Genomic DNA, 26,919 nt, shown 5'->3' with positions numbered 1-26,919 from the left:
CGCAGAAAACCACCTGCCGGTATCGTTTGTCATGAGACCCTGTGCATCCCGATAGGGTTGGAAAAGAATGGAAGATTACGAAGTATATACCTTACCGAACGGAATCCGGATTGTTCACAAACAAGTACCGCATACCCAAATTGCCCACTGCGGCATTATGCTCGACATTGGCAGCCGCGATGAACTGCCCCAACAGGAAGGTCTGGCCCATTTCTGGGAACATATGGCTTTCAAAGGCACCAAAAAGCGCAAATCCTTTCACATCATCAACCGGCTCGAAACCGTGGGTGGCGAGTTGAATGCCTACACCACCAAGGAGAAAGTCTGCTTTCACGCGTCGGTTTTAGGGCTGCATTTCGAAAAAGCCACCGAACTCCTGGCCGACATTGCCTTTCACTCGGTGTTTCCCGAAAAACAGATCGAGAAAGAACGCAGTGTTATTCTGGAAGAAATGGCGATGTATTACGACTCGCCCGAAGACGCTTTGCAGGACGATTTCGATCAGGTAGTTTTCAAAAACCATCCGCTGGGCGGCAATATTCTGGGCACACCCGAAACCGTGAAGTCCTTCACACGGGAACAACTTCAGTCATTTATCGGCGAAAATCTGGATACCGAACGGGTTGTATTTTCGTCGGTCAGCAACATGCCGTTCAGCAGAGTAAAGAAGATCGCTTCAAAATACCTGAGCGACATTCCGCACCGGACCTCAGAACGGCAACGGCTCGCTCCTGTAAACTATGAACCACAACGGGTGACGGTCGAGCGGCCCATTACGCAGGCGCAGTGCGCCATCGGCCGGCCGTCCTATGCCCTGGCCGATTCGCGTCGGCTACCTTTTTTCATGTTGGTCAACCTGCTCGGCGGACCGGGCATGAACTCCCGGTTGAACATGAATCTGCGCGAGAAATACGGGCTGGTTTATTCCATTGAAGCCAGCTATACGCCCTTTCTGGATACCGGTTTTCTGGGAATTTATTTTGGCACCGACCAAAAGCACCTGGACCGCAGCAGTGCACTCATCAGCCGGGAACTGAAAGCGTTGCGGGAAAAACCGCTCACAAAATTGCAATTGCACAATACGAAAGAGCAATTGATGGGACAGCTGGCGATGTCGGAAGAAAGCAACCAGAGTTTTATGCTCACCATGGGAAAAAGTATTCTGGACACGGGTAAACTGGATTCGCTGGAAGAAATTTTCAGTGAAATCCGGCAGGTCGATGCGGGTTTGATGCAGGATATGGCCAACGAAATGTTCGACGAAAGCCAGCTGAGCTATTTGACGTTTGTGCCGGAACCGGATGAGGATGAGTAATCGGTGCCCGGTCGGTACCGTTCGATGCTTGAAATCGTCCGGCGATTATAAAATAGTACCGGCTCATTCCCGTTAACAGAATAGTTGTATTTTTACGTCACCACCGGTTTCGTTTTCACTGGCCTAAAGTAAACCGGGCCGCACAGGCTCACCGTCAACAGGCATGGATTTTCTGCCACCCGAAATTTCAGCGTATTCCGAAGCGCACACTTCGCCCGAAAGTGAGTTACTGCGCCAGCTTAATCGAAACACCCGCGCCCGGATGCTGTATCCCCGCATGCTGTCGGGCCACTTGCAGGGACGGTTTCTGTCGATGATTTCCCGGATGCTTCGCCCCCGCCGGATGCTCGAAATAGGCACCTTTACCGGTTATTCCGCCCTGTGTCTGGCCGAAGGTCTGGCCGACGACGGCGTGTTGATTACCATCGAAAAAGACGATGAACTGGAAACTTTCATTCGCTCCTACTGGAATCAGTCGCCCGTTGGTCATTTGATCGACCTCCGGCTGGGAAACGCCACGGAAATAATCCCGGAACTCGAAGGACCGTTCGATCTGGTGTTTATCGACGCCGACAAAGAAAATTATAGTTTGTATTATGACCTGGTTTTCGACAAAGTCCGACCGGGTGGCATCATTTTAGCTGATAATGTGCTGTGGAGCGGGAAAGTTGTGCAGCCGGTTGGCAACGGGCGGACGGCGGCCGAACGGCGGGCCGACAAAGACACGCAGGCTGTGCTTGATTTTAACCGCAAAGTGAAGGAAGATTCGCGCGTCGAGCAGATTTTACTGCCCGTTCGGGATGGATTAATGATGATTTACAAACACTAACAGCGTATGAAAAAGAGACTATCGACTCTCTCTCTAATTCTTTTCTTTACCCATTCTTTTCTCTTTTCCGGTCAGGCGCAGGTTCCTGCCGAAGTTCCCGAATCCATCCGTTTTGCCGATCTGAACGTTCGCTTCGATGAGGGCGCCCGGCGAATTATCCGACAAGACATCACGTCCCTGGTCCAATCCAACAAGAAGTATTGGGAAGCCAAACTTGACCGTGTCGTCCTTTATTTCCCGTTGATCGAAGCAATTTTGGCGGAGGAAGAAGTTCCGGTCGATTTAAAATATCTGGCGGTTCAGGAAAGCTCGCTGGTTCCCGACGCGGTTTCAGCATCGACCGCCGTTGGCTACTGGCAATTTAAAAAGGAAACCGCCACCGATCATGGGATGCGCGTGGACGACGAAGTAGACGAGCGCAAGAGCATCGTTGCCTCCACCCGCGGAGCCGCCCGGTATTTCAAGCGAAACAATGCCGTTTACAACAACTGGGTGTCGTCCCTGTTTTCGTATTACCTCGGCACTACCGGTATTAGTAAACTCGTTCCGGCAGAATGGTCGTACGCCAGGGAAGTCACGCTGGACGACAAAACCGACCGGTATATCCTCCGGTTTTTTGCCCACAAAATAGCCTTCGAAAACGTCCTGCCAGCCTACCGAACCACGAATTCGATGGCCCTGGTGGCTTACCCGTACGGCAGTGGAAAAACGGTTTCCCAGGTCTCCGAAGATCTCAAAATAAACGAAATCGAACTTCGCAAATACAATCGCTGGATTCTGGGAGACGAGATTCCCGCCGATAAAGAATACGTTCTGGCGATTCCGGCAACGGGTGATCAGGTGGCGGCTTTACGGCGTCAGGCCCTGAAAGCTCAGGCGGTAAGCCAGACCAAAGCGCCGGAATCGGCTAAGGTCGATACCGGTTTTCCGGTGTTGAGAAAGGTTAATTACTCGAAAGGCAAACCCGACGTTGTTTTATACGAGATCAACGGATTGCCCGGCATTCAGGCCTTGGCGGGCGACAACGCGTCTACGCTGGCCCGCAAAGCCCGGGTAAGCGTGTCGAGTTTCCTGCGCTACAACGACATGAGTGACCGCGATCCGGTTACGGAAAATGAGGTCTATTATCTGGCGAAGAAAATGCGGAAAGCCGTTGTTCCGCACCACACCGTTCAGGTTGGGGAAACCGCCCGGAGTATTTCACAGATGTACGGAATCCGGCTGAAAAAACTCCTGCGCTACAACCGTATCGACCGTTCGGATCGCTTGCAGGTCGGGCGGGTTATGTGGCTGCGCGAACGCCGTCCGGGCAATCAGCCGGTCGAGATCATCAAAACCCCGGCCACCCCGGCTCCTTCATCCAGACCGATTGCGTCTCAGCCTACGGCCAGCCCGAGCGAACCCCGCCTGAGCCAGTCTTCGACAACCGATCGTCCGGCTAATTCGATTCCGAAGAATGCGTCTGAGCGAAAAATGTATTCGCCCAAACTAGTTGAACCGAAAGAATCACCGGCAACGACAAGCCCGACGACTCCGGATTCGCGGGTGTCGACGACCAACACCGGCAGCGCTCCCGTCAGCAGTCAACCCGTCGATAGCCCGGCCAGTACAATGACGAAACCGCCGGTTGCGGCTCCAACCACCAGCAGCCCGAGCACGACCGTGCAGAATTCTGGCTCAACACAACGGGTCGTTATTGTGCGTCCCGAGAATTCAACCAAATCGGACTGGGATGCCACGCCTGTACGGACCACCACCCCGGCACCCGCTCCGGTGAGTCGCCCAACCGAGCGCAAGCCCGCAGAGCCAGCACCGGTAACGGCCAGCGTGAAGCGCCCAACTACCGAAACAACGGACGAAGTTCCAACCCGGGAAACAACGAGCTCCAAACCAGCACCGGTCACGGTGGCTAAAACAACGGGAAGTTCACGGTCTACGACGCATAAAGTGGAGGCTGGGCAGACGTATTACAGCATATCCCGGCTTTATCATGTTTCGGTCGATGACCTCCTGCAGTGGAACAAACTGACCCAGAATGACAAACTGGCGGTAGGCCAGTCGCTGGTTATCAAGGGCGAAGGAGACGCTGTCAGAAGTCAGCCGGTGTCGGCTGCCAGCCCAACTGCCGATCCGCTGGTGACGGAAGAAATCGTTTATCATACCGTACAGAAAGGCGAAACCATGTTCCGCATTTCGAAACAATACGGGGTTACGGTTGAACAGATCCAGACCTGGAACCAGCTATCGGGTGGCGGTGTTAACGTGGGTCAGCAATTGAAAATAATCAAGAAATAAGGCTTGTTCAAAAACCGATGATACTCATTGATACTACCTGCATCAGTGATGATGTGGCCGAAAAATTTTTTGTCTGTAATCTGGAAAAGTGCAAGGGTGCCTGTTGCGTCGAGGGCGATTTGGGGGCGCCCCTGGAACAATCGGAATTAGCGGTTCTGGACGAGATCTATCCGCTGGTAAAACCCTATCTGATGCCCGAAGGCGTTGACGCCATCGAAAAGCACGGTATGTATGAATCCGACGAAGAGGGCGGTTTTGTGACAACGACCATCGAGGGGCGCGAATGTGTTTTTGCTACATACGACAAACGCGGTATACTCAAATGCGGAATCGAGCAGGCGTATAACGACGGCAAAGTTGATTTCAAGAAACCCATTTCGTGTCATCTTTACCCGATCCGGATTACGAAATACGAAAGTTTCCACGCCCTCAATTATGATCGCTGGCCTATTTGCAGCCCGGCCTGCGACTTTGGCGAACACCTGGGCGTGGAGGTCTACAAATTTCTGAAAGAACCGCTAATCCGGATGTATGGACCGGCCTGGTACGGCGAGTTAGTAAAGGAAATTGAGGAAAAATAGGGAGCGACTTCAGGTAGTTATGGAACAGCGTGATTACTTCGAAGATGTTTATGACGTAGTCCGGCTCATTCCTTCGGGCCGCGTAACCACCTACGGAGCGATTGCCCGTTACCTGAGTCTGCGCGCGGGTGCCCGGATGGTGGGCTGGGCCATGAACGCGGCTCATGGACGGGATGTTCCGGCCCACCGGGTGGTCAATCGCATCGGTGTTTTGTCAGGGAAGCATTTTTTTGGCAGTCCAACGGCCATGCAGGAGTTGTTGATGGCCGAAGGTGTTGAGGTCCAGGACGATCGGGTTGTGCAGTTCAAGCAGGTATTGTGGGACCCCACCACTGAATTACACTAACTTCTTAAAGCAGTTTTGACCAGCGAACACTGGGCACTTCCAGAAAACAAGCCTGCATACTAATGACCAGATGATTGTAATCGTCCATTAGATTGGGCTTTTGCAAATACCCATTCGCTCCTAAACCGTAGGCTTTTTGCACCAGATCTTCCTCAATCGAGGTTGATAACATCACGGTAGGAATGTGCTTTAAAGCATAGTTGGTTTTGATGGCTTCAAGTACTTCTATTCCGCTCATCCGGTGCATATTTACATCTAAAATAATTAATCCGCACCGGGCAATTCGTTCTTCCGCATCGGCCCCATCGATCAGGCTATCCATCAATTGTTCACCATCTTCAAACTGTAGAATCTGGTGCTTGGCACCAACATTTTGAAAAGCCCGGTGAATAAATTGACGATCATCTTCGTCGTCATCAACAATGATCACACAGATTTTTCGCTGCAAAGAAGGTGAGTTCAATAACTTGGCCGACTGTGGCATTGTTGTAGTAATAAGTTCAAGATACGGTTATTCTTACTGATTAATAGAGAAAACACATCAATTGGTATCAAAAACAGAGCAGGAAATGATAAATTCTAAAAACACTAACTTATAAGTAAGAAATGGAAAGGTCTTAACTGATCTATTTTATTTTGCTCTCAGAATTAAAAATACAATTAATTAATGGATTTACAAATTTTTAAGATAACCCCGTCCGCCCAGATAGCGCATTTGGCGGGCAATCTGGCGGGTTCGCTTCTGGATGTAAGCCGATGGTTTTTTGATGGAAAATAAACGGGGATTGGGCAATACGGCAGCCATGCGGGCGGCCTCAGTTCGCGTCAGTGTTTGGGCCGAATGACCATAATACCGCCGGGAAGCGGCTTCAACGCCGAAGGTCAGCGGACCGGTTTCGGCAACGTTCAGATACACTTCCAGAATGCGTTCCTTGCCCCAGATCAATTCAATCAAAAAGGTGAAGTAGACTTCCAGACCTTTCCGAAGATAGCTCCGACCGCTCCACAAAAAAACGTTTTTAGCCACCTGCTGGGAAATCGTGCTGGCACCACGCGGCCGTTTCCGCCGTTTATTTTCTTTGATAGCATCCTGAATTTCGTCGAAATCAAACCCCCAATGGCTCGAAAAAGCCTGATCTTCCGACGCAATAACCGCCAGTGCGGCTTCTTTGGAAATGGCTTCGTAGGGCGTCCAGTCCTTATAAAGCTTGCTGTTCTGATCATCGGCTACGGCTTCCATCTTGCGCGAAATCATCAGGGGTGTAATGGAAACCGGCAGGTATTTCAGCAACACGACCCAGCCAAACGAAATCAGAAATAAAAGCGTCATCAGTTTGGCACCAACCCGAACGGCGCGTTCCAGCCACGGACGCGCACCAGCGCGCCGGGATTGACCCGAACGGGATGGAACCGGATTTGGGGTAGACGATCGCAAACGATTGACTTTAACGGGACGGGGCGTACTCATTAAACGCAAAAATAGCAAAGAGTGATGAGTTAAGAGGTACCAGTAAGGAGTTAAATCCGTCAGCGCGCGGCACGATAAGCTCCGTTTTTACGCTTAGTTCTTAACTAACAAACAAATCGGCGGCTACGCGATCGGCAAAAAGCTTTCCCGTTTCGGTTAAAGTGAGTAAATGGTTCTCCAGCAAAAGCCAGCCCTGGTTGTATAAGGTTTGTAATTCGGTTTGGCGGAGTACTTCAAAATCCGTTCCGGCCAGTGCCGTCAGTTCCCGTACATCACACCCCCATTTGGTGCGGATTCCGGTCAATAAATAGTCATTTACCTGATCGGCCTGCGACAACTCTTCGACCGTGCCGGGAATTTCACCCCGTTCAATGGCCCGAATATAGTGCGAGTTATGGGCAACATTATACTGACGACTGGGTCCGTTGAACGAGTGGGCGCTCGGACCGATACCGAGATACGGCCGTCGCTTCCAGTAGCTGCTGTTATGGCGGGCTTCCCAACCCGGGCGGGCAAAATTTGAGATTTCGTACTGCTCGTACCCTTTCTCCGCCAGCGAATTCACCAGCATCGTAAATTGTTCAGCCGCAAATTCGTCGTCCGCAGCCTGTAACCGGCCTTTTTTCTGCCAGTTTCCAAATACCGTACCCGGTTCAATGGTCAGACAGTAGGCCGAAATATGGGGCACTCCAAATGAGAGCGCTTTGGCAAGATCGTTCTGCCAGATACCGTGCGTTTCGGCAGGAACGCCATAAATCAGATCGATTGTCAGATTGTCAAACCCGGCTTCCTGCGCCAGTTGCACACAACTCCCGGCTTCCGCGGCCGAATGCGCGCGGTTCATCAAGCGAAGATTAGGCTCATGAAAGGACTGAATGCCAATACTTAACCGATTTACATACCGCCGAAAAAGCCGCAATGGTGCCATCGGATCGGGCAACCTGCCGACCAGATCATCCGGGTTGGCTTCGAGGGTAATTTCCGCATCTGACGCAATGGTATAAAACCGGTGGATCGTTTCAAAAAGCTGATCCAGTTCGGCTTCGTTCAGGAGTGACGGGGTTCCCCCGCCCAAGTAAATAGTCTCCAGATGACGGGTTGGCAAGTAGTCTTTTTGCAATTCAATTTCCCGGCAAAGCGCCGTAACCAGGGCGGTTTTTTGCTTTAAACTGGTACTAAAATGGAAGTCGCAGTAATGGCAGGCTTGTTTGCAGAACGGGATATGGACGTAAAGATGCATCGGCGAAACTACAAATCTTAGGCCGTTGAAGTTCCCGGACGAGTGGACATCCGGTTTGCGACGCAACTATCAAAGACTCTTTTCCAGAATAATCGTGGTGTGCGTGTTGGTGCCCGCAATGGTTCCAATGACATCGAAACCGTGCCGCAGATTCAGAATGAGCATGTCGCGCCATTGATTACGGGTATGCGTCCGAATGGTCTGATACCCTTTCGCCTTACACGCGTCATGTTGTCGGTTCATCAGTTCACCGGCGATGCCCCGACGGCGATAATCCGGACTAACACAGCCTAACCAGCTGTAGAAATGACCCGGTTTTCGCTGATAGCCCATTTTATACCCCACAATCGCCTGATCGTCGAGCGCCAGGAGGGTCAGCAAATGCCGGTTTCTGACGTCCTCAAATTCCTGAAGAAGCTCTTCGGATGTCTGTCCGGAAAAAACACGTTGATGCAAGTGAAGAATGCCCGGCAGAATGGCAGTGGGAGGAAACCCGTCGTAAATTTCGTAGTGAATTGGCATGCCCAAAGTTGGCACAAAACCGGCTCAAAATTTAGTGAACGGTCAAAGAAACGAAACTAACCGGGGGAGTGGCTTATTTTTCGGGGCACTTTTTGCAATGCTTCCCTTTCTTTTTCCATTTTTTGCAGCACTTTTTGAACACACAGTCCATCTCACCCATAAACGGATTTGTACCGAATTCTTTGGGTGTTGCTGTTAAAAACGGAAATTCAAACGATGTTTCAGTCATTTCATTCATGGCGCTTTCTACATTGCGCAACAAAAGTATTACTTATTTAGAATAAGTACAAATATACTTTTTAAATGGGTTACTAAAATCCCACTGCCGTTAACTCTGATTTTATGAAAGACCTGCTTTCAAGACTGAACCGACTTCGCCCCTACGCGCCTTTGCTGCTCCGGCTGGCCTTCGGTTATGAACTCATCGACGCGGCCGGCCACACGGCACTACACCCGTCCGAAGGCATTCCGGGCTACAGCGACTGGCTGAAAAGTCTGGGATTTCCGTTCCCGCTGCTGAGTGCCACCTTATCGGCTTATGCTGAATTTCTGGGAGCGATTCTGATGATTATCGGCCTCTGGACGCGCTGGGCCGCTTTTTTTCTGCTTATTAATTTTGGATTTGCTGTTTTTATGGGGCACGTCGCTATTCAGGATACGTATAAAAACGCGTTTCCGGCTATCAATTTGCTGGCAATGAGCGTATTTCTGCTCCTCAATGGACCCGGAAAACCGTCGATCGACGAAGGCTTATGAGGATTTTAAAGCTCAAATTCACCAGTCAGATACAGTTTTACCTGGCCACCGATTTCAACCCGGTCACCCAGTAATTTACACTGTAGAAAACCGCCCCGTTTTGAAACCTGCCGGGCCGTCAATTCCGTTTTGCCCAGTTTTTCGGCCCAGTAGGGAATGAGTGTCGTATGAGCCGAGCCCGTTACCGGGTCTTCGTCAATGCCGGATTGAGGGCCAAAAAACCGGGACACAAAGTCGACAGGGCCACTTTCCGTCGGATTCCCGGGCGCCGTCACAATCACGCCACGCGCCGGAATCGTCGCCAGTTCCCGGAAGTCGGGCTCCAAATCCAGAATCTGCTGTTCATTTTCAAAAACAATCAGGTAGTCGGTTTTTCCCTTCAGCACTTCCAGCGGTTTTATACCGCCCAGGCTCGCTTCCAGGGCTGGCGGCTGAATGGCAATGTGCGTGGTATCGGCCGGAAAATCCAGAATTAGCCAATCGCCTTCCCGCCGAACACGCAAAATACCGCTGCGCGAGTCGAAGGCGATATCATCCCCTTCCACGGTTTTTTCCAGAAAAAACACCACATAAGCCGACGCCAGCGTAGCATGGCCACAGAGGTCCACTTCGACGGTAGGCGTAAACCAGCGAATATGATAAGCGCCATTCCCGCCGTCGGTGGGAACATAAAAAGCCGTTTCAGCCAGATTGTTTTCAGCGGCAATACACTGCATGGTTTCGTCGGGCAACCATTCCGTCAACGGACAGACCGCAGCCGGGTTGCCGCCAAAAAGCTGGTCGGTAAACGCATCAAGTTGATAAAGGCGGATAGGCATAGTGAGTTTAGGATTTCAGCGGGTTGCTGGTGCAATTGATAATTGATTTTCTATCTTCTTCAATTGAGACACGTTAAATTCCCGTAGCGACGGAATTTTGAGCGTGGCGATGTCGAACTTAGGCTCATCAAACTCATAATCAGCCGGAACCGCTACCGTCATCATACCGGCCGCGTGGGCCGATTTCAGGCCATTCCCGGAATCTTCAAAGGCCACACAAAAGCGCGGTTCGACGCCCAACTTGCGGGCCGTTCCCAAGTAGACATCCGGGTGCGGTTTGTTGCGTTTTTCCAGGGTAGCCGAATGCCAGAGCGTAAAATACGACCGAATATTCAACCGATCGATAACGGCTTCGATCAGGTGCATGGGCGACGCCGACGCAATGGCCATCGGTATGCCGTGCTGCTGAAACAAGTCCAGAATGTCCGGAACACCCGGCATGGCTTGTGCATATTGTTCGATTTGCCCGTACACGTTCTGAATTATTTCAGCGCCCACTTCCTCCAAACTTCGGTTGGTCCACGGGTGTTTTTCGTACCAATACCGCACCACAGCATCGGTGGGCAGGCCGGTTGTTCGTTTGCACATTTCGTCGTCCATTTCCAGGCCAACCGTGCGAAATACCTCAATTTCAACATCCCGCCAATGCGGCTCCGAATCGACCAGAAGGCCGTCCATATCAAATATCGCTGCCTGAATCATTGTCTTTTCCGGTGCGGTTTTCCGGTTACGGTGGTTAGCGCGCAACATGAAGGCGTCCGTTCGCGCGGGGAACTGCACTGTAAACCGAAAACCGTCAACTCTCTTTAAATATCCGCTTGTTTAAACGGCTTAATATCAACACGTTCCCACACCTTGCCGGTAACATAAACCTCTGTCTGCAACCAGTTGTTCAGTTGCTCTTCCGAATCAAAATCCAGCAGCATCATCGAGCCGATCATCTTCCCGTCGGGGTCGAGCAAAGCGCCACCGAGGATAAAATGGCCAGCTGCTTTTAGTTGCCGTGCACCGTCGAAATGGTTCGGGCGAACCGCCAGACGCCGGTCGAGGGCCTGTTCGTCGGTATAATCGTAAGCGTGTAGAACGTAGCGCATAATTTTCAATATACGACAAAATAACACCGAAGTTGAGTCGAATAGTGCTTGTTTTTGTCCAAATCTAATCCTTTTCCTATTTTCTAGCTAATTTCATAGCTTAAAAGCGTACTAGCCTTTTATTCATCAATGAAACAACTCTTCATCGGATTGGGTTGCCTGCTGATTGTCAGGGCAACGGCCCAACCTCCGGCTCCCCTTTCCTCCCAACTCACCGTTGAAAAAATAATGCAGGACCCCAAAGTCTGGATCGGGACATCGCCCTCGGGAATTTTCTGGGCGGAAGATTCCAAAACGATCTATTTCAACTGGAATCCTGCGCAGGCGAAAGGCGATTCGCTTTATAAAATAACGCTGGGCGGAGATCGCAAACCCGTAAAAGTGGCCCCTGCCGAACGGCGAATTTTGCCGCCGGTGACGGGCGGAATTTACAACCGCGCCCGTAGGCTGAAACTCTACGAAAAAGACGGTGATTTATTTCTGCTCGACTGCAAACCGGAAAAAAATAGCGAAAATCCATTTCGGCAACTGACCAATACCGTTGAGCGGGAAAGCAACCCGGTTTTTTCGGGTGATGAGCAAAAAGTGGTTTTTGCCCGATCGAATAATTTATTCACGCTGGCGCTGGCAACGGGCGAACTCACCCAGATTACCAATCTTGATCCGGGTTCTAAAAAAGCGGACCCCAAAAGCAACGAGCAGGAAACCTGGCTCAAACGTGATCAGCTGGCACTCTTTGATGTATTGAAAGAGCGCAAAGCGAAAAAAGACGAGGGCGAAAAAATTACCAAAGCCGGCCAGCCCAGGCGCCCCAAGCAGTTCTATACAGAAGGCCGGACCGTGCAGAATCCGCAACTCAGCCCCGACGGCCGGTTTGTTACCTTTTCGCTGCTGAAGTCGGCGCAGGGAGCAAAAACCGCCCTGGTGCCGAGTTACGTGACGGAATCCGGTTTTACGGAAGATCTCACCGCCCGGACCAAAGTTGGCGCGCCATTTGGCAGCTCCGAATTCTACGTCTATGATATTGAGCGGGATACAATTCAGGCGGTTTCGACAAAAACGATTCCGGGCATCACCGATGCACCGGATTATGCCAAAACCGGCCCTTCACCGGCATCCGTTCCCGACAGCAACCGACGCGGACCATCGGCCGGCGAATCTACGGGAGATACCGCCAGGAAGACCAAAAAACCGGCAGAGCGTACCGTCACCATCAGCGGGCCAATCTGGTCGGAAGACGGCAAATACGCCGTTGTCATCGTTCGCGCTTTCGACAACAAAGACCGCTGGATTATGCGGCTCGACCCCGCTACGCGGCAATTAAAACTCCTTGATCGTCAGCGGGATGAAGCCTGGGTAAGTGGTTTCGGCCCCTTGACGGGAATGACCGGTTTTCTAGCCGATAACCAGACCTTCTATTTCCCATCTGAAGCGGACGGATATGCCCATCTTTATACGGTTAATGTAGCAACGGGTGAAAAGAAACAGTTGACAAAGGGCAAGTTTGAAGTGCAGCAGATTCAATTGTCGAACGACAAAAAACACTTCTACCTGACCACCAACGAAGTTCACCCCGGCGAGCAGCATTTTTACCGGATGGCTGTCGATGGCGGAGAGCGCGTCAAACTTACCACCATGACGGGGGCCAATGACGTAACCCTCTCGCCCGACGAAACGAAACTGGCGATTCGGTATTCGTACAGCAATAAACCGTGGGAGTTGTTTTTGATGAACCGCCGGGCGGCCCCGAATGAACCATCCCTGCAGAACAAAGGGCGGCAAAAACCGGCTCAGCCGTCGGCTCCGGTTCAGCTGACCCACTCCTTAACGCCCGAATTTCAGGCGTATCCCTGGCGCGACCCGGCCATTGTAACCATTCCGGCCCGCGACGGCCAGACCATTTACGGGCGGCTTTTCAAACCCGCCAAACCGAGTGGCAAGGCGGTTCTGTTTGTGCACGGCGCGGGGTATTTGCAAAATGCCCACAAATGGTGGAGTCAGTATTTTCGCGAATACTTGTTCCATAACTTGCTGACCGACAAGGGCTATACGGTGTTAGACATTGATTACCGCGCCAGTGCGGGCTACGGTCGGGACTGGCGGACGGGAATTTACCGGCATATGGGTGGCAAGGATTTAACCGACAACATCGATGCGGCTCAGTGGCTCGTCAAAACGCAGGGCGTGGATGCCAAACGAATTGGTTTGTATGGCGGTTCATACGGCGGTTTCATCACGCTCATGGCCATGTTTACGACGCCCGACGTATTTGCGGCCGGTGCGGCATTGCGCCCGGTTACGGATTGGGCCTCGTATAACCACGGCTATACCGCCAACATTCTGAACGAACCGTTTACCGACACGCTGGCTTACCGGCGAAGCTCACCCATTTACTTTGCAAATGGCCTGAAAGGTCACCTGCTCATTTGCCACGGCATGGTCGATGTGAACGTGCATTATCAGGATGTGGTACGACTGACCCAGCGGCTGATCGAACTGAAAAAAGAAAACTGGGAAGTAGCATCGTATCCGGTTGAAGATCACGGCTTTGTTGAACCAACGAGTTGGATGGATGAGTACAAACGAATATTAAAATTATTTGAAGAACGGCTTTAACCGACACGAACTAAGCGCTTTAGAGCGTTGTTACCTAAACGGGCGTTTTCTGACCGGGAACGCCATTTTCCTACTCTATTTTTACTCAGCATAGTCGCATGATGATTACTCGCAAGGAGTTTCTGACGTCACTCCTCCTGTCAACTACGGTCTTTTTGTCCGGTTGCACCAGCACGAAAAATGGCACCGACCCGACCCCGGAACCCGATACCTATTTAGTCAGTAGTGCCGAAATTGCTTCGTTGACCCGAACCCAGTTGGCGAGCCAGGTCAGTCAGCAGTTTCCGGCTCAGTATCAGGCGCTTCTTTCCGCCTTTCTGGTTAACGACGTCAAGGTTTACAAACTGGTGTATAATACGAAGTTGCCCGACGGAACAGCCACCAAAGCGTCGGGGGCCGTGCTCATTCCGACGTCGACCACGAAGCCCCTGGCACCCGTGCCCATGATCAGCCAGCAGCACGGCACGATTCTGAGCGATATCGATGCGCCATCGAACTTCGGCCCGAACAGTGATGCGGCTTTTGGTGGAACGCTGTTTGCGTCAATCGGTTTCATTATGGTTTGCCCGGATTACATCGGCTACGGCGAATCGAAGGCTTTTCCGCACACCTACGAACACCGCGAAGGGCTGGCAACGGCTTCGCTGGATATGATTCGGGCTGCGAAAGAATTTGTGAAGCAAAAATCGATCAAATGGGATAACCGGCTTTTTCTCACCGGCTACTCGGAAGGCGGTTATGCCACGATGTCGTTGCAGAAAAAAATTGAAGAAGAATTTCCGGCCGAATTCCCGCTGACAGCTTCCAGTATCGGTGCGGGCGCTTATCACAAGACGGCCTTCATGAAGTATATTATCAACGAAGAAACCATCGGAATTTCCAGTTATAACCGGTTGTATTTGTGGACGCTGCTGACCTACAACGATCTTTATAAATTGAATAAACCGATGAGTTATTACCTGAAAGAACCCTATGCTACGCAGGCCACTCAGAATGGTAAGAACATCACGATCAATGGCACCATCAGCAACATCTTTACCGACAGCTTTAAAAAAGCCGTGAATGACGGCACCGAAACCGGTTTTTTAAATGCAGTGAAAGACAACGATGTGTATGACTGGAAGCCTAAAACGCCGACGTATCTGTATCACGGCACCGCCGATAAACTGGTGTTTTATTTTAATACGCAGGACGCTTATGACGCCATGAAAAAGCGGGGCGCCACCAAAGTAGAAATAATGCCGATTAAAGACAAAGACCACGCCACGGCGGTTACCGATTATCTGTTAGGCACTTATATGTATTTTACCAGCTTTCAGTGACCAACGGCCAGCCAGGGAATCTGTAAAAATCCTCCTCACCAGGGAGGATTTTTTATTTTTTCCCAACAAATGGTTACGTCTGTCAGTTTATAGCATGAAAGACACAAAATAATTCCAACCAAAGTCATGAAAAAATTGTGGATAGTTGCTTTGCTGGCCGTATTCGGCTTTACAGCAAACGCGCAAACGGTGAAACAGGAAGCCAAGGAAACTGCGAATCAGGCTGGTCAAACCATCGATAAGGCGGCTGATAAAGTAGGCGATGAAGCGCGTGAAACGAAGCAGGATGTAAAAGACAAGTCCCGGAAAGCCGGTAAGAAAATAAACAAGGCAGCTGATGACGCGGGCGATGAGGTTCGGGAAACAGCAAAAGAAACGAAGCAAAAAGCGCGCGAAGCCAAACACAATGCCGGTAAGAAAATGGAAAAAACCGGTAAAAAAATGCAGGGCGATTCGTAAGCCTGAACAAGTTTAGTAAAAATGGTTAAAGAGGGTTGCGATGGAGAGTGGTTGAAACCCAAACTCCTCAAGCCATCTTTAACCATTTTTGCTATTTAATAGTCATCACTTCCCCGTCATTTTCTTGATAAAGGCTGTTTCGGCAGGAAGATAAGGTTCGCCGTTTTCTCGAAAAATATCGTGGAACCAGACGGGCGGCTCAGCCGTATAGGTTTTCTGCCACGAATCCCACGGGTAAATAGTGTTCGATTTCCCGGACACAAATCCCCAGTTAATCATTCCTACTTTCTCGGTTTTGGCGCTTGGCAGGCAGCCCGCAAATGTACTTTGTGCCGGTCGAGCCATATATTCCGTACAGATCAGAGGTCGGCCAAATTGTTTGAGGTCCCTGATCCGCTTTTCAAACTCGGCGGGTGGGGCATAATTGTGGAAGGTAATGATGTCGGAATTTTGGAACAGAAACCGGTTCATGTCATTCATCTTTTCAAGCGACGACCAATCGCCATTCCACGGTGCGGCCGTGATCGGCTGAGTTGGTTTTGCCTCCCGTGCCCACCCAAAACCGGCTTTCACCAGTTCAACACCGAGCTGCTGTTTCGTAGGTAATTCGGTTTTAATGGTGCCATTTCGGCCGTAGCTGTTGGCATTATCGTTATCGGGCTCGTTCACAATATCCCAGGCCAGCACTCGTTCGTCGGTTCGGAATGAACCCACCACATCTTTCACATAACTTCTCAGGCTCTCCCACTTGGTTTTGTCGCCCAGAATGACAGCACCAGGGCCTTGCACCCAGCCGGAATTATGACGTCCTAAAACCGGCTCATGCTGCTTGCCCAGCTTCGGCAGGGGGTCCCAGCAGGAGTCGAACAACACCAGCATGGGCCTGATCTTGTGTTTGGCGCAAAGCGCCAGAAATTGATCGATGCGCTTTTTAAAGCCTTCCGCGTCTTGTCGCCAGACCATATCATGCAGGAAAACCCGCATGGTATTCATTCCCAAATCTTCGGCATAGCCTAACTCCTTGTCGATCGTTTTAGGGTCAAAACTCTCCGCCTGCCACATTTCCAGTTGATTGATGGCATTGCTGGGCATATAATTACTTCCGACGAGCCAGGGTTGTTTAGCATACCACTCGTTGGCCTGCTTCGCCGTCCACTGCTGGGCCCTGATCGAAGGCGATAAGGCCGCCAGAATGACCACAAAAGCGATTCTGAAACTAAAGTTGATTCTGTTTTTCATAAAAAGAGGAAGTCCTGTCTTTTGTCAGACTACGAAACACGTCCGCAAGATCAAGTTTGAATGGCTTACGCAAAGGACGGAACCTCGCGCGAGGTTCCGTCCTTCTTTCGCACGCTGCCGACCACCCGGCCAGCGGGTATCAATTTGATGTTACTGAACCGAAAACCGGTATTCCGTCGTGGTTTTGTAGGTTTCACCCGGTTTGAGAACGGTACTTGGAAAGTTAGGCTGATTGGGCGAATCAGGAAAATGCTGTGTTTCCAGACAGAACGCCGACCGTTTTTCGTACGCCTTACCGCTTTTGCCCATTACTTTTCCATTCAGAAAATTGCCGCCATAAAACTGCACGCCCGGCTCGGTGGTCAGCACGTCCATGGTAATCCCGGTTTGGGGAGAAGTGACGGTGGCAATGACCCGCGGTTCGGTTGTCTGGCCACCGTTCAGCACGAAATTATGATCGAAGCCACCCCCGTTTTTGATCTGAATATGATCGGCATCCTGACGTTCACCAATGGCAACCGGTTTGCGCAGATCAAACGGTGTTCCATCAACCGGAGCCAGTTCGCCCGTTGGAATCAAGGTCGCATCGACCGGCGTGTACCGATCGGCCCTGATCTGTACCCGATGATCGGCCACGGAGCCGGAGCCTTCGCCATTCAGGTTGAAATACGAATGGTTGGTCAGGTTCACAACGGTATTTTTGTCGGTAGTCGCCTGATAATCGATTTTGATGGCGTTGTCATCAGTCAGCGTATACGTAACGTTGGCTGTCAGCGTACCCGGATACCCTTCTTCACCATCCTGAGAAACATACTGCAATTTCAGGACGTTGTTGCCAACCGGTGTAGCATCCCAGACCCGGGCATTAAAGCCTTTTTTGCCGCCATGCAGCGAGTTAGGGCCGTTATTTACGGGTAGCTTGTACGTTTTGCCATCGAGCGTAAACTGACCTTTGGCAATGCGGTTGCCATACCGGCCCACCAGCGTTCCAAAGAACGATTCCGTGGCCAGATAGTCATCGATGCTGCTATGGCCCAGCGTTACATCCAGCATTTTGCCGGTTTTATCGGGAACCAGTAAACTGACAATGCGGCCACCGTAATTCGTGATGGCGACTTTCATTCCTTTGGCGTTCGTCAAAACGAATAAATCCGTTTTTTTGCCCTCGACGTCTTTCTGGAAACGCGAACGCGCCGGCAAACCGCTTACTGAATCAGCGGCTGCTGTGCTTGTACTATCCGACATGGTGGAAGATTCTTGTTGTTTTTGGGAGTTATTACAGCCGGCCAGCATTCCCAGCAGGACGACCGAAAGAAAGTAGTGTTTCATGAGCGAGTTTAGAAGGTACTGGGTTAATACACCCGGATTATCAGACCGGATCACCGATCGGACCAAGCCGACTGTCAAATATCAAACTTATTTTGTAAAAACTATAAACCCAATTCACGTGAATTAATACCGGTATCCCTGGCCGACATGCGAAATAGCTCCAGAATCTCCTCATAACTGACTAATCGCCCACGGAGGTAATCCTGTTCTTCCGGGTCGGCAAACCCCTGTTTTTCGCGTAAATCCCGGATGTTTGCATAAACTGAGATCAATACATCCTGGAAAAAATCCATAAATTGCTGTTGCGTCATCTTCGTATGAAACTGTTAACCGTCCAACCATTTTAACCATCAAAATTATTAAATTCGTATCTTTGAGCATGAGCAACCGAGTTTCTGTTCAACTTTTTGGCATCACCCGCGAGATTGTCGGCTCGTCGGCCCTTACACTCGATCTGCCCCAACCCGGTCAGGTGGGCGAATTATTGAGTAACCTCAAGGAGCAATATCCCGCTCTAAACGGTTTGCGGTCGTTGTTGGTAGCCGTCAACGGTGAATACGCCGAAGCAGACCAGCCGCTGCATCCCAACGACGAAATTGCCCTCATCCCGCCCGTCAGCGGAGGCTAAAAATAGAACGATGAATGATGAACGATGGATGAGCTAACGCAGTAATTCATCGTTTATCATTCATAATCCAATCTCTACTATGGTTTCGATTACGACAGATCCCATCGATATGAATGCGGCCTACCAATACGTTTCGACGGATTCGGCCGGGGCCATCACTTTTTTCTTCGGAACGGTTCGCAACAGCACCAACGAGCGGCCCGTCGAGCGGCTGGAATATGAAGCGTATGACCGCATGGCGTTAACAAAAATGCAGGAAATTGCCGACGAAGCCTGCCAGCGCTGGAATGTTCGGAAATACGTGATCGTTCACCGCAAAGGTAATCTGGCCATTGGCGATATTGCCGTTTTGATTGCCGTGTCGACGCCCCACCGGGCCGATGCGTTCGATGCCTGCCGCTACATCATCGACACCCTCAAACAACAGGTTCCGATCTGGAAAAAGGAGATTTTTGAAGATGGACAGGTCTGGGTCGATGCGCATCCCTGAGGCTGTTAGAAGTCAAACTCCACGTGGGTTCGGGGTGAACGATTTTTGCTGACTTCACGCGGTTTGATCGCGTATTGCGCCATAATCGGGTAATGATCCGAAAATTTAATATCCCGATAAGTGATGTAATTGAGCGGTTCCAGAAAACGGGCGTTGTAGAACTGGTTGTCGATGCGGAGGAAACCCGGCGCTTTGTTGTAGCTAAAACCAAAGCCGCGACCGGCGTCTTCAAAGGCATTCCGGAGCACCCGGCGCAGTTTTCCGTACGTATAGCTGTAGGGCGTATCGTTGAAATCGCCACAGATAATAACCGGATGCGGACTGTTGCGGTAATATTCCTCCACTTTGACAATCTGATTCCGACGCATGGTCAGGCCCTGCCGGAGTTGCCGCAAGACGGTCCGCGTATTGCTTTTAACCTGATTCGTGGCCCGTTCATCCAGCATGCCGCCCACCCGGATTCCCATCGACTGCAGGTGTACGCTGATCACCCGAACCGTATCCTTGCCTACTTTTACATCGGCCCAAACCAGGCCGTTAAATTTATCGAAAACTTCATCCCCACGTCTGACAATCGGATAGCGCGAGAAAACCGCAACACCGAAAAATTTCCCCGGCCCGTCTCGCTCGGGGGCATGCAGGGTGGCATAATACGGATAACCGGCTTTCTCTAAACGCCGGATGGTTTTAAATACGACGGAGCTATTGTCATTATAAAATTCCTGAAAACATTTTACATCCGAAGGTTCTTTCAATACCCATTCAATCATGTTAATGGCATCATCCGGGCGCTGGGTATCGACCAGATCATACTTATTGAAACCCATCGCATTGTAGCTCATAATCTGAAGCGTCGGAAGTTTGCCGCTGTTGCTGTCCGGCCGGTTGTAGGTCAGTGTGCGTCGCCAGAAAGGAACCCCGATCAACATGGTAAGCACGGGCAAAATCGCCCGCCAGGGTCGTACCAATAGCCAGAACACGATAAAAAGCAGGTTGAATCCCCAGGCGATCGGCAGCGAAATCATCAGAATACTGGCCGTCCAGTGACCAATCGGCACTTCATAGAGCAGGTAATAAACCAGAAGTGTATACAGGAACAGCAGCAAATTCAGCGACCAGAGCAGCGACGAAAAAAACGAAGAAACCAGTACGCCAAGCCTAAGCGAAAATTTCATACGAACGAATCAGATGGGTGCGGATCAGGCAGACCGACTTTTTTCAGTAACGACAGATATAGGGCGTAGCGGTACAAAGTTACGAACGTTTGTTCGGAAAATAGCCCGTTTAATCAGCTGTAAAAAATGTTACAGGCAGTTCGGCAAATTGATTGGGAAACAATTCATAAAATACTTATCTTTGCAGCACTTATCAGCATTTGTGCATGGCAGGGAGTTTTTGACTCCCTTTTTTGTTAATTTATGGATGTAAAGGCGAAAGTCAACGAACTGTTACAGCCGTATCTGAACGAAGATCAGTATTTTGTCGTTGATATTCAGGTATCCCCTTCCCGTACTCGTGCTAAAATAACCGTCTTGCTGGATAGCGATACCGGAATCACTATTGAAGAGTGCGCAGGTATCAGCCGTAAGTTGGGCAACCAACTGGAAGAGCTGGAAGTATTTGACGGACAGTCTTTTACATTGGAAGTTTCGTCGCCGGGTGTGGACGAGCCCCTGGTTCTGAAACGACAGTACCTGAAAAACGTGGGTCGTGAAATACAAGTCTTGTTGAATGACGGGCAGATTCGCAGCGGTAAACTGGAACACATCGGTGAAGATCACATTGTGATTACGGAAACTCCGCTCAAAAAACCGAAGAAGAACGATCCGCCGATCGAACCAGCGGCCATTCCGTTTACTTATATTAAGAAGAGCACAATACAAGTTTCATTTAAATAAATGCGTATCGGTTTCAAAGTCATGTTTTCAGTTAGTTGTTTCTGTTTGTTCTGACTGGAAACCGGCAACTGAAAACCGTAAACTGAAAAACTGAAAACTGAAATTATGGATAGCGGAGTACTCATTGAGTCGTTTGCAGAGTTTGCACGGTCGAAAAATATCGACCGCCCGACCATGATCAAAATTCTGGAAGATGTATTCCGGACGATGATTCGCAAAAAATACGGCACTGACGAAAACTTTGACGTTATCATCAACGCCGAAAGTGGTGACCTCGAAATGTGGCGCACCCGCGAGATTGTGGATGACAATTCGGAAGACATCTGGGATTATGATAAAATCCCTCTGGCAGAAGCCCGCAAAATCCAGGCCGACTTTGAAGTGGGCGAAGAAGTAGCCGAAGAAGTTAAATTAGAGGATTTTGGCCGTCGGGTTGTCCAAACCGCCCGGCAAACGCTCATCCAGAAAATCAAGGATCTGGAAAAAGAAATCCTTTACGACAAATATAAAAATCAGGTTGGTGATTTACTGAACGCTGAAGTTTACCAATTGCTTAAAAATGAAGTAATTTTGCTCGACAATGAAGGCAATGAAATCAGCCTTCCCAAAAGCGAGCAGATTCCGAAAGATCGCTATCGGAAAGGAGAAACCACGAAAGCCGTCGTCCACCGCGTTGAAATGATCAACGGTACGCCCAAGATCGTTTTGTCACGGACATCGCCGGTATTTCTGGAGCGACTTTTTGAAAACGAAATTCCGGAGATTTACGACGGTCTGATTTCCATTCGCCGGATCGTTCGCGAACCCGGTGAGCGGGCGAAAGTTGCCGTCGAATCGTATGACGACCGGATTGATCCGGTCGGTGCCTGTGTCGGAATGAAAGGATCGCGGATTCACAGTATTGTTCGCGAACTGGGTAACGAAAACATTGACGTTATTAACTATACCGATAACTTTGAGTTATTGATTAGCCGGGCATTGAGTCCGGCCAAGATCAGTACGATGACAGTGGATCGTGAAGCCAAGCGGGTATCGGTTTTCCTGAAACCCGATCAGGTTTCGCTCGCCATTGGAAAAGGAGGTCAGAATATCAAGCTGGCTGGTCGGTTAGTCGGTATGGAAATCGATGTATTCCGTGATGTCGAAGGCCAGGAAGACGATGAAGACGTTGATTTGTCGGAATTCAACGACGAAATCGACAACTGGATGATCGAAGAATTACGCCGGGTAGGTTTGGATACCGCCAAGAGCGTTTTAGCACGTTCGAAAGAAGAACTCGTCCGGATGACCGATCTGGAAGAAGATACAGTTGAAGAGATTCTGGCTATTCTACGCCAGGAATTTGAGTAAAATGATGAACTATGGGGGATGAACGATGAATTAAGTCGATCCATTCATCGTTCATTATATATAGTTTATCATTAAAATGCTTTTTTCATTCTAAACCATTTGTATGGCAGAAGATAAATCCATGCGCCTTAGCCAAGTGGCAAAAATACTCGGAGTAGGTTCGTCTACTGTGGTGAGTCGTCTTTCTGCCAAAGGGATTAAGGTTGATAGTAACCCTAACGGCAAGATTTCTACGGATCAAGTGGAAATCTTGGCGAAAGAATTCGGTAATACTGAACTGTTGAATGGTGGAGCTGTTCGCAAACCAGCTTCAGAGACTTTTGTGCCCGAGCCCAAACGCCGGGAAGATGATGAGTTGCCGCAATATTTTCGTAATGAACCCGCCCGGCCCTCCCAGCCGGTGCCCCCTCAGCCTGTTGCCAATCCGGTCGTTCCCAAGCCCGTTTCTGTTCAAGAAACGCCGGTAACACCCCAACCGCAACCGGTTACTCAACCTGAACCCGTTGTAGCCGAAAAGATTACGACTCCAGAGCCGAGCCAGCCCAAACCGCAACCGGCCCCGGTAGCTCAGCCCGCCCCAATCGAAGCCCGTCAGCAGCCGACGCCGGTGGAACCCCGGGAAATTCCCGTGCCCGCACCTGCTCCCAAGCCGGAAGCAGTGGCTCCTGTACCCGTTATAGAGAATAAACCGGAACCCATTCAGCCTGTGACAACAACACCGGTTGAGCCCCCACGCCCAATCGAATCACCTCAGGTTGAAACACGTCCGCAAGTGACATCACCGGAAATTAAGGAACCCGCCCAGCCGGAAATTTCCAATCCCCGATTGCCGGGATTGACGGTTTTGGGTAAAATCGATTTAGAGAGAAAGCCCTCTCCGCAACGGTCGAACGACCCGAATGCACGGCAGCAACAACCGAACCGCAACGACGGTCAACGCACTAATGGTCCCCGACCGGATGGTTCGCGACCAGACAGTTCGCGACCCGATAACCGGCCCGGCCAGCAACCGAATCGGAATGATGGATCGCGGGACCGGCGGCCCGATCGCCCCGGCGAGCAAAACCGTCCCGGTGTTCAAGGGCAGGGTCAGGGCGGCAACCGCCCCGATCGCGACCGGAACCGGCCACAGGACAACCGGGGCCAACAACCTCCGCGTCCCGTTGAGCCACGGCCCGTTACGCCCCGGATGGAAGAAGCACCCGTTCGGCCTGAACCCGTTGTTGATCTGCCCATCGATGAGCCCATCGAAACCATCCGCGCCCGTGGCGAGCAGCTACGTGGTCTGACGGTTTTAGGTACCATCGAACTGCCTTCCGAACGCTCCAAGAAACAGAACGGACCCGTCGCTTCAACCGACGAACGCGATAAGAAACGCAAACGCAAACGCCTGCGTCGTGACCCGGTCAGTGGCGCACCGGCCGCCGGAGGAGCTCCTCAGCCGCAAGGCCCGGGAGGTGCACCCCGCACCCGTGATGCGAATGCACCGGCCAACCGTACGCAGCAACCAGGTCAGGCCAACAAGCCAGCCACGGGAACGGGCGCAGGAACCGCTAATAAAGGGAAAGCAGGAGCCCGGGGAGGCACCCGTGACCGCCGGGAAGAACCAACCCAGCGCGAAGTAAAAGATTCGATCAAGGCAACGCAGGCCCGGATGACCGGTAACAAACCGAACCGGGGTGCCGACCGTCGTCGGGATCGTCGCCAGGAACGTGCTGAACGCGAACGCGAACGGATCGACCAGGAGAACGAAGAAGCAAAAATCCTGAAAGTAACCGAATTCGTATCGGCCAACGACCTTGCGTCGCTGATGGATGTATCGGTCAACGAAGTTATTGCCACCTGTATGAGCCTGGGGATGTTTGTATCCATCAACCAGCGCCTTGATGCAGAAGCGATTACGGTTATTGCCGATGAATTCGATTACGAAGTGCAGTTTGTCTCCGCCGAAGAAGAAATTGAATCGGGCCTGGTCGATGAACCGGACAACGAAGAAGATCTGGTTCACCGCGCACCGATTGTAACCATCATGGGTCACGTCGATCACGGGAAAACTTCCTTGCTCGATTACATCCGCCGGACACGCGTTGCGGCTGGCGAAGCCGGGGGAATTACGCAGCACATTGGTGCCTATAGCGTAAAAACCACGGACGACCGCATGATTACGTTCCTTGATACGCCGGGTCACGAAGCCTTTACGGCCATGCGGGCACGGGGAGCGCAGGTAACCGACATTGTTATTATTGTTATTGCTGCGGACGACAGCGTCATGCCACAAACCCGCGAGGCAATTAACCACGCGCAGGTGGCCGGTGTGCCCATTGTTTTTGCCTTCAGCAAGGTCGATAAACCGGGTGCCAATACGGAACGAGTACGGGAAGAACTGTCGCAGATGAACATGCTCGTTGAAGAATGGGGTGGTAAATACCAGACACAGGAAATCTCGTCAAAATCCGGTTTGGGTATTTCGGAATTACTGGAGAAAGTCTTGCTCGAAGCGGAACTGCTCGACCTGAAAGCCAATCCGAATAAAAAGGCAACAGGTACCGTCATTGAAGCCGAACTTGACAAAGGTCGGGGTTATGTGACGACCATGCTTGTTCAGTCCGGTACGCTCAGACAGGGGGATATCGTGCTGGTTGGGGCTCACTTTGGCCGCATCCGTGCCATGACTGACGACATCGGCCAACGCCTGAAAGAAGCCGGACCATCGACACCCGTGCAAATCCTGGGTCTTCCCGGTGCTCCGCAGTCGGGGGATAAGTTCAACGTAATGGAAACAGAGCGTGAAGCCCGCGAAATTGCCAATAAACGCGAACAGTTATTGCGCGAGCAAAACCTGCGGACCCGCAAACACATTACACTGGAAGAAATCGGTCGCCGGAAAGCCATCGGTAACTTCAAAGAGCTGAACGTGATTGTGAAAGGTGACGTGGACGGTTCGGTGGAAGCCCTTTCGGATTCGCTGCTGCAACTTTCGACGGAAGAAGTACAGGTCAACATCATCCACAAAGCCGTGGGTCAGATTTCCGAATCGGATATTCTGCTGGCGTCGGCGTCGGATGCGATCATTGTCGGCTTCCAGGTACGGCCTTCGGTCAGCGCCCGTCGTCTGGCGGAACAGGAGCAGATCGAAATTCGCTTGTATTCCATCATTTACGATGCCATTGGCGAAATCCGGGATGCCATGGAAGGCATGCTGGCCCCAACGACCGAAGAAGTCATTGTTGGCAATATCGAAGTTCGCGATGTGTTCAAGATCAGCCGCATTGGTACCGTGGCCGGTTGTATGGTAACGGAAGGGATCATCAGACGAAACAACAAAGTCCGCGTTGTCCGCGACTTTATCGTGGTCCATACCGGCGAAATAAGCGCCCTGAAACGCTACAAAGAAGATGTCAGTGAAGTACGTTTTGGTTATGAGTGCGGTCTTAGCATTAAAAACTTTAACGATATTCAGGTAGGTGATACCATCGAAAGCTTCGAATTGAAAGAAGTGAAGCGGACGTTATAATTCACTAAGTTCGATACGATAAAAGCCTTTACTGCCATCTGCAGTAAAGGCTTTTTCAATATAGTGGCATTTTATGAAAATCCTTACTATCTCTGACCTCCACGGACGAAACAGCTGGCAGCAAGTCGATGTTACGCAGTATGATAAAGTAATTTTTCTGGGCGACTACACAGATAGTTACGAGCTTAGTGACCGGATTATCCTGGAAAACCTGCAGCAAATTATCGGGCTCAAACAGCAGTACCCCGACAAGGTGGTTTTGTTACTTGGCAATCATGACGCCCAATACCTACATTTTCCGCACTACCGCTGTTCCGGTTTTCGGTCGTCGATGCAACCGGCTCTGAGCGCGTTATTTACGGAACAGAAGTCGCTTTTTCAGATTGCCCACCAGCAAAATTCGTACGTATTTACCCATGCAGGGGTGTCTAATCGATGGCTGGCCCACTTGCCTAAAGGCGATCTAAGCTCAAAACTGGAACCAAATTTGCAGACGTTGGATCAACTGGCCACGGTGCTGAATGCAATGCACGAAGATCGGATGCTCCGAACATCTTTGTTTGATATCAGTTACTTACGGGGCGGTTATGAAGAAGCCGGAGGGCCTGTTTGGGCCGATAAACTGGAAACATCGACGGATTATATCGCGGGTTTGCATCAGATCGTTGGTCATACGCCGGTTCCCGAATTTGTAACCATTGGCGATCAAACCGGCTCAATTACCTATACGGATGTTTTGCAGACGCAGGAAGCATTCTACACGCTTGAAATAGTGAGTATATAATAGGCTTTCTCCGATTTATCGATGTA

Annotated in this window: 26 protein-coding genes; 15 read left to right on the top strand and 11 right to left on the bottom strand. The window is 50.8% G+C overall.

The window, feature by feature from the left end; all coding sequences use genetic code 11:
- Window positions 1–67: 67 nt before the first annotated feature.
- From EHT87_RS23765 to EHT87_RS23745, 5 genes are all read left to right on the top strand, one after another.
- A complete protein-coding gene (locus EHT87_RS23765) occupies window positions 68–1,315 on the top strand; it encodes a M16 family metallopeptidase (protein WP_124909166.1) in 1,248 nt (415 codons plus the stop codon).
- A 163-nt stretch (window positions 1,316–1,478) separates the two neighbouring features.
- The gene (locus tag EHT87_RS23760) at window positions 1,479–2,144 is read left to right on the top strand and encodes an O-methyltransferase (protein WP_124909165.1); all 666 of its coding nucleotides are present in this window, start codon (window positions 1,479–1,481) and stop codon (window positions 2,142–2,144) included.
- Between the two features lie 6 nt (window positions 2,145–2,150).
- Window positions 2,151–4,439, top strand: a complete 2,289-nt coding sequence (locus tag EHT87_RS23755) for a LysM peptidoglycan-binding domain-containing protein (protein ID WP_124909164.1) — start codon at window positions 2,151–2,153, stop codon at window positions 4,437–4,439.
- Window positions 4,440–4,456: 17 nt separating this feature from the next.
- A complete protein-coding gene (locus EHT87_RS23750) occupies window positions 4,457–5,020 on the top strand; it encodes a DUF3109 family protein (RefSeq protein WP_124909163.1) in 564 nt (187 codons plus the stop codon).
- A gap of 19 nt (window positions 5,021–5,039) precedes the next feature.
- Window positions 5,040–5,366, top strand: coding sequence for an MGMT family protein (locus tag EHT87_RS23745; RefSeq protein ID WP_124909162.1), 327 nt, complete (start codon window positions 5,040–5,042; stop codon window positions 5,364–5,366).
- Between the two features lie 4 nt (window positions 5,367–5,370).
- Here the strand turns inward: EHT87_RS23745 and EHT87_RS23740 are convergent, their stop codons facing one another.
- From EHT87_RS23740 to EHT87_RS23725, 4 genes are all read right to left on the bottom strand, one after another.
- A complete protein-coding gene (locus tag EHT87_RS23740; protein ID WP_221622071.1) occupies window positions 5,371–5,796 on the bottom strand; it encodes a response regulator in 426 nt (141 codons plus the stop codon).
- A gap of 243 nt (window positions 5,797–6,039) precedes the next feature.
- Window positions 6,040–6,834 (bottom strand): monofunctional biosynthetic peptidoglycan transglycosylase, encoded by a 795-nt coding sequence (gene mtgA / locus EHT87_RS23735; protein WP_124909160.1) that lies wholly within the window; start codon window positions 6,832–6,834, stop codon window positions 6,040–6,042.
- A gap of 100 nt (window positions 6,835–6,934) precedes the next feature.
- Entirely contained in the window at window positions 6,935–8,074 is a 1,140-nt protein-coding gene (gene hemW / locus EHT87_RS23730) for a radical SAM family heme chaperone HemW (RefSeq protein ID WP_124909159.1), read from the bottom strand.
- A 69-nt stretch (window positions 8,075–8,143) separates the two neighbouring features.
- Window positions 8,144–8,596: a GNAT family N-acetyltransferase gene (locus EHT87_RS23725; protein WP_124909158.1), complete on the bottom strand. Its 453-nt coding sequence runs from the start codon at window positions 8,594–8,596 to the stop codon at window positions 8,144–8,146.
- A gap of 342 nt (window positions 8,597–8,938) precedes the next feature.
- Between EHT87_RS23725 and EHT87_RS23715 the strand changes: the two genes are divergently transcribed.
- On the top strand, window positions 8,939–9,352 hold the full coding sequence (locus tag EHT87_RS23715) for a DoxX family protein (RefSeq protein WP_124909156.1): 414 nt from the start codon (window positions 8,939–8,941) through the stop codon (window positions 9,350–9,352).
- A 5-nt stretch (window positions 9,353–9,357) separates the two neighbouring features.
- Here EHT87_RS23715 and EHT87_RS23710 read toward each other — a convergent pair whose 3' ends face one another.
- The 3 genes from EHT87_RS23710 to EHT87_RS23700 all read right to left on the bottom strand — a co-directional run bounded on the left by EHT87_RS23710 (window position 9,358) and on the right by EHT87_RS23700 (window position 11,264).
- Entirely contained in the window at window positions 9,358–10,170 is an 813-nt protein-coding gene (locus EHT87_RS23710) for a PhzF family protein (RefSeq protein WP_124909155.1), read from the bottom strand.
- Between the two features lie 15 nt (window positions 10,171–10,185).
- On the bottom strand, window positions 10,186–10,872 hold the full coding sequence (gene hxpB / locus EHT87_RS23705) for a hexitol phosphatase HxpB (protein ID WP_124909154.1): 687 nt from the start codon (window positions 10,870–10,872) through the stop codon (window positions 10,186–10,188).
- Between the two features lie 104 nt (window positions 10,873–10,976).
- Window positions 10,977–11,264 (bottom strand): YciI family protein, encoded by a 288-nt coding sequence (locus tag EHT87_RS23700; protein WP_124909153.1) that lies wholly within the window; start codon window positions 11,262–11,264, stop codon window positions 10,977–10,979.
- Between the two features lie 129 nt (window positions 11,265–11,393).
- Between EHT87_RS23700 and EHT87_RS23695 the strand changes: the two genes are divergently transcribed.
- From EHT87_RS23695 to EHT87_RS23685, 3 genes are all read left to right on the top strand, one after another.
- Window positions 11,394–13,880 carry a S9 family peptidase gene (locus tag EHT87_RS23695; RefSeq protein WP_124909152.1) on the top strand — a complete coding sequence of 829 codons (2,487 nt, stop codon included), beginning with the start codon at window positions 11,394–11,396 and terminating at the stop codon, window positions 13,878–13,880.
- Window positions 13,881–13,978: 98 nt separating this feature from the next.
- On the top strand, window positions 13,979–15,202 hold the full coding sequence (locus tag EHT87_RS23690; RefSeq protein ID WP_124909151.1) for an alpha/beta hydrolase family protein: 1,224 nt from the start codon (window positions 13,979–13,981) through the stop codon (window positions 15,200–15,202).
- Between the two features lie 126 nt (window positions 15,203–15,328).
- Window positions 15,329–15,661: a hypothetical protein gene (locus EHT87_RS23685; protein ID WP_124909150.1), complete on the top strand. Its 333-nt coding sequence runs from the start codon at window positions 15,329–15,331 to the stop codon at window positions 15,659–15,661.
- Window positions 15,662–15,766: 105 nt separating this feature from the next.
- Here the strand turns inward: EHT87_RS23685 and EHT87_RS23680 are convergent, their stop codons facing one another.
- From EHT87_RS23680 to EHT87_RS23670, 3 genes are all read right to left on the bottom strand, one after another.
- Window positions 15,767–16,900 carry an endo-1,4-beta-xylanase gene (locus EHT87_RS23680; protein ID WP_124909149.1) on the bottom strand — a complete coding sequence of 378 codons (1,134 nt, stop codon included), beginning with the start codon at window positions 16,898–16,900 and terminating at the stop codon, window positions 15,767–15,769.
- A 150-nt stretch (window positions 16,901–17,050) separates the two neighbouring features.
- Entirely contained in the window at window positions 17,051–18,229 is a 1,179-nt protein-coding gene (locus tag EHT87_RS23675; protein ID WP_221622070.1) for an aldose epimerase family protein, read from the bottom strand.
- Window positions 18,230–18,330: 101 nt separating this feature from the next.
- A complete protein-coding gene (locus EHT87_RS23670) occupies window positions 18,331–18,540 on the bottom strand; it encodes a hypothetical protein (protein WP_124909148.1) in 210 nt (69 codons plus the stop codon).
- A 68-nt stretch (window positions 18,541–18,608) separates the two neighbouring features.
- Here EHT87_RS23670 and EHT87_RS23665 point away from each other — a divergent pair, with 68 nt between their 5' ends.
- On the top strand, window positions 18,609–18,857 hold the full coding sequence (locus tag EHT87_RS23665) for a MoaD/ThiS family protein (RefSeq protein WP_124909147.1): 249 nt from the start codon (window positions 18,609–18,611) through the stop codon (window positions 18,855–18,857).
- 79 nt (window positions 18,858–18,936) lie between these two features.
- On the top strand, window positions 18,937–19,347 hold the full coding sequence (locus EHT87_RS23660; protein ID WP_124909146.1) for a molybdenum cofactor biosynthesis protein MoaE: 411 nt from the start codon (window positions 18,937–18,939) through the stop codon (window positions 19,345–19,347).
- Window positions 19,348–19,352: 5 nt separating this feature from the next.
- Here the strand turns inward: EHT87_RS23660 and EHT87_RS23655 are convergent, their stop codons facing one another.
- Window positions 19,353–20,522, bottom strand: a complete 1,170-nt coding sequence (locus EHT87_RS23655) for an endonuclease/exonuclease/phosphatase family protein (RefSeq protein WP_124909145.1) — start codon at window positions 20,520–20,522, stop codon at window positions 19,353–19,355.
- A 243-nt stretch (window positions 20,523–20,765) separates the two neighbouring features.
- On the opposite strand from EHT87_RS23655, the gene rimP reads away from it, so the two are divergent.
- The 4 genes from rimP to EHT87_RS23635 all read left to right on the top strand — a co-directional run bounded on the left by rimP (window position 20,766) and on the right by EHT87_RS23635 (window position 26,893).
- Window positions 20,766–21,245, top strand: a complete 480-nt coding sequence (rimP, locus tag EHT87_RS23650) for a ribosome maturation factor RimP (protein WP_124909144.1) — start codon at window positions 20,766–20,768, stop codon at window positions 21,243–21,245.
- A gap of 105 nt (window positions 21,246–21,350) precedes the next feature.
- Complete coding sequence (gene nusA, locus EHT87_RS23645; RefSeq protein ID WP_114409919.1) at window positions 21,351–22,595, top strand: transcription termination factor NusA; 1,245 nt, start codon at window positions 21,351–21,353, stop codon at window positions 22,593–22,595.
- A 322-nt stretch (window positions 22,596–22,917) separates the two neighbouring features.
- Window positions 22,918–26,109: a translation initiation factor IF-2 gene (infB, locus tag EHT87_RS23640; protein ID WP_445477678.1), complete on the top strand. Its 3,192-nt coding sequence runs from the start codon at window positions 22,918–22,920 to the stop codon at window positions 26,107–26,109.
- Between the two features lie 73 nt (window positions 26,110–26,182).
- On the top strand, window positions 26,183–26,893 hold the full coding sequence (locus EHT87_RS23635; RefSeq protein ID WP_124909142.1) for a metallophosphoesterase: 711 nt from the start codon (window positions 26,183–26,185) through the stop codon (window positions 26,891–26,893).
- The last annotated feature ends 26 nt before the right edge of the window (window positions 26,894–26,919 follow it).

The organism is Larkinella knui (assembly GCF_003858645.1).
Classification (GTDB): domain Bacteria; phylum Bacteroidota; class Bacteroidia; order Cytophagales; family Spirosomataceae; genus Larkinella; species Larkinella knui.
This window is presented reverse-complemented; position numbering and strand designations above follow the sequence as displayed.

Coding starts and splice junctions, on each gene's coding strand:
- EHT87_RS23765 (WP_124909166.1), top strand. CDS start 68: ATGGAAGATTACGAAGTATATACCTTACCGAACGGAATCCGGATTGTT.
- EHT87_RS23760 (WP_124909165.1), top strand. CDS start 1,479: ATGGATTTTCTGCCACCCGAAATTTCAGCGTATTCCGAAGCGCACACT.
- EHT87_RS23755 (WP_124909164.1), top strand. CDS start 2,151: ATGAAAAAGAGACTATCGACTCTCTCTCTAATTCTTTTCTTTACCCAT.
- EHT87_RS23750 (WP_124909163.1), top strand. CDS start 4,457: ATGATACTCATTGATACTACCTGCATCAGTGATGATGTGGCCGAAAAA.
- EHT87_RS23745 (WP_124909162.1), top strand. CDS start 5,040: ATGGAACAGCGTGATTACTTCGAAGATGTTTATGACGTAGTCCGGCTC.
- mtgA (WP_124909160.1), bottom strand. CDS start 6,834: ATGAGTACGCCCCGTCCCGTTAAAGTCAATCGTTTGCGATCGTCTACC.
- hemW (WP_124909159.1), bottom strand. CDS start 8,074: ATGCATCTTTACGTCCATATCCCGTTCTGCAAACAAGCCTGCCATTAC.
- EHT87_RS23725 (WP_124909158.1), bottom strand. CDS start 8,596: ATGCCAATTCACTACGAAATTTACGACGGGTTTCCTCCCACTGCCATT.
- EHT87_RS23715 (WP_124909156.1), top strand. CDS start 8,939: ATGAAAGACCTGCTTTCAAGACTGAACCGACTTCGCCCCTACGCGCCT.
- EHT87_RS23710 (WP_124909155.1), bottom strand. CDS start 10,170: ATGCCTATCCGCCTTTATCAACTTGATGCGTTTACCGACCAGCTTTTT.
- hxpB (WP_124909154.1), bottom strand. CDS start 10,872: ATGATTCAGGCAGCGATATTTGATATGGACGGCCTTCTGGTCGATTCG.
- EHT87_RS23700 (WP_124909153.1), bottom strand. CDS start 11,264: ATGCGCTACGTTCTACACGCTTACGATTATACCGACGAACAGGCCCTC.
- EHT87_RS23695 (WP_124909152.1), top strand. CDS start 11,394: ATGAAACAACTCTTCATCGGATTGGGTTGCCTGCTGATTGTCAGGGCA.
- EHT87_RS23690 (WP_124909151.1), top strand. CDS start 13,979: ATGATGATTACTCGCAAGGAGTTTCTGACGTCACTCCTCCTGTCAACT.
- EHT87_RS23685 (WP_124909150.1), top strand. CDS start 15,329: ATGAAAAAATTGTGGATAGTTGCTTTGCTGGCCGTATTCGGCTTTACA.
- EHT87_RS23680 (WP_124909149.1), bottom strand. CDS start 16,900: ATGAAAAACAGAATCAACTTTAGTTTCAGAATCGCTTTTGTGGTCATT.
- EHT87_RS23675 (WP_221622070.1), bottom strand. CDS start 18,229: ATGAAACACTACTTTCTTTCGGTCGTCCTGCTGGGAATGCTGGCCGGC.
- EHT87_RS23670 (WP_124909148.1), bottom strand. CDS start 18,540: ATGACGCAACAGCAATTTATGGATTTTTTCCAGGATGTATTGATCTCA.
- EHT87_RS23665 (WP_124909147.1), top strand. CDS start 18,609: ATGAGCAACCGAGTTTCTGTTCAACTTTTTGGCATCACCCGCGAGATT.
- EHT87_RS23660 (WP_124909146.1), top strand. CDS start 18,937: ATGGTTTCGATTACGACAGATCCCATCGATATGAATGCGGCCTACCAA.
- EHT87_RS23655 (WP_124909145.1), bottom strand. CDS start 20,522: ATGAAATTTTCGCTTAGGCTTGGCGTACTGGTTTCTTCGTTTTTTTCG.
- rimP (WP_124909144.1), top strand. CDS start 20,766: ATGGATGTAAAGGCGAAAGTCAACGAACTGTTACAGCCGTATCTGAAC.
- nusA (WP_114409919.1), top strand. CDS start 21,351: ATGGATAGCGGAGTACTCATTGAGTCGTTTGCAGAGTTTGCACGGTCG.
- EHT87_RS23635 (WP_124909142.1), top strand. CDS start 26,183: ATGAAAATCCTTACTATCTCTGACCTCCACGGACGAAACAGCTGGCAG.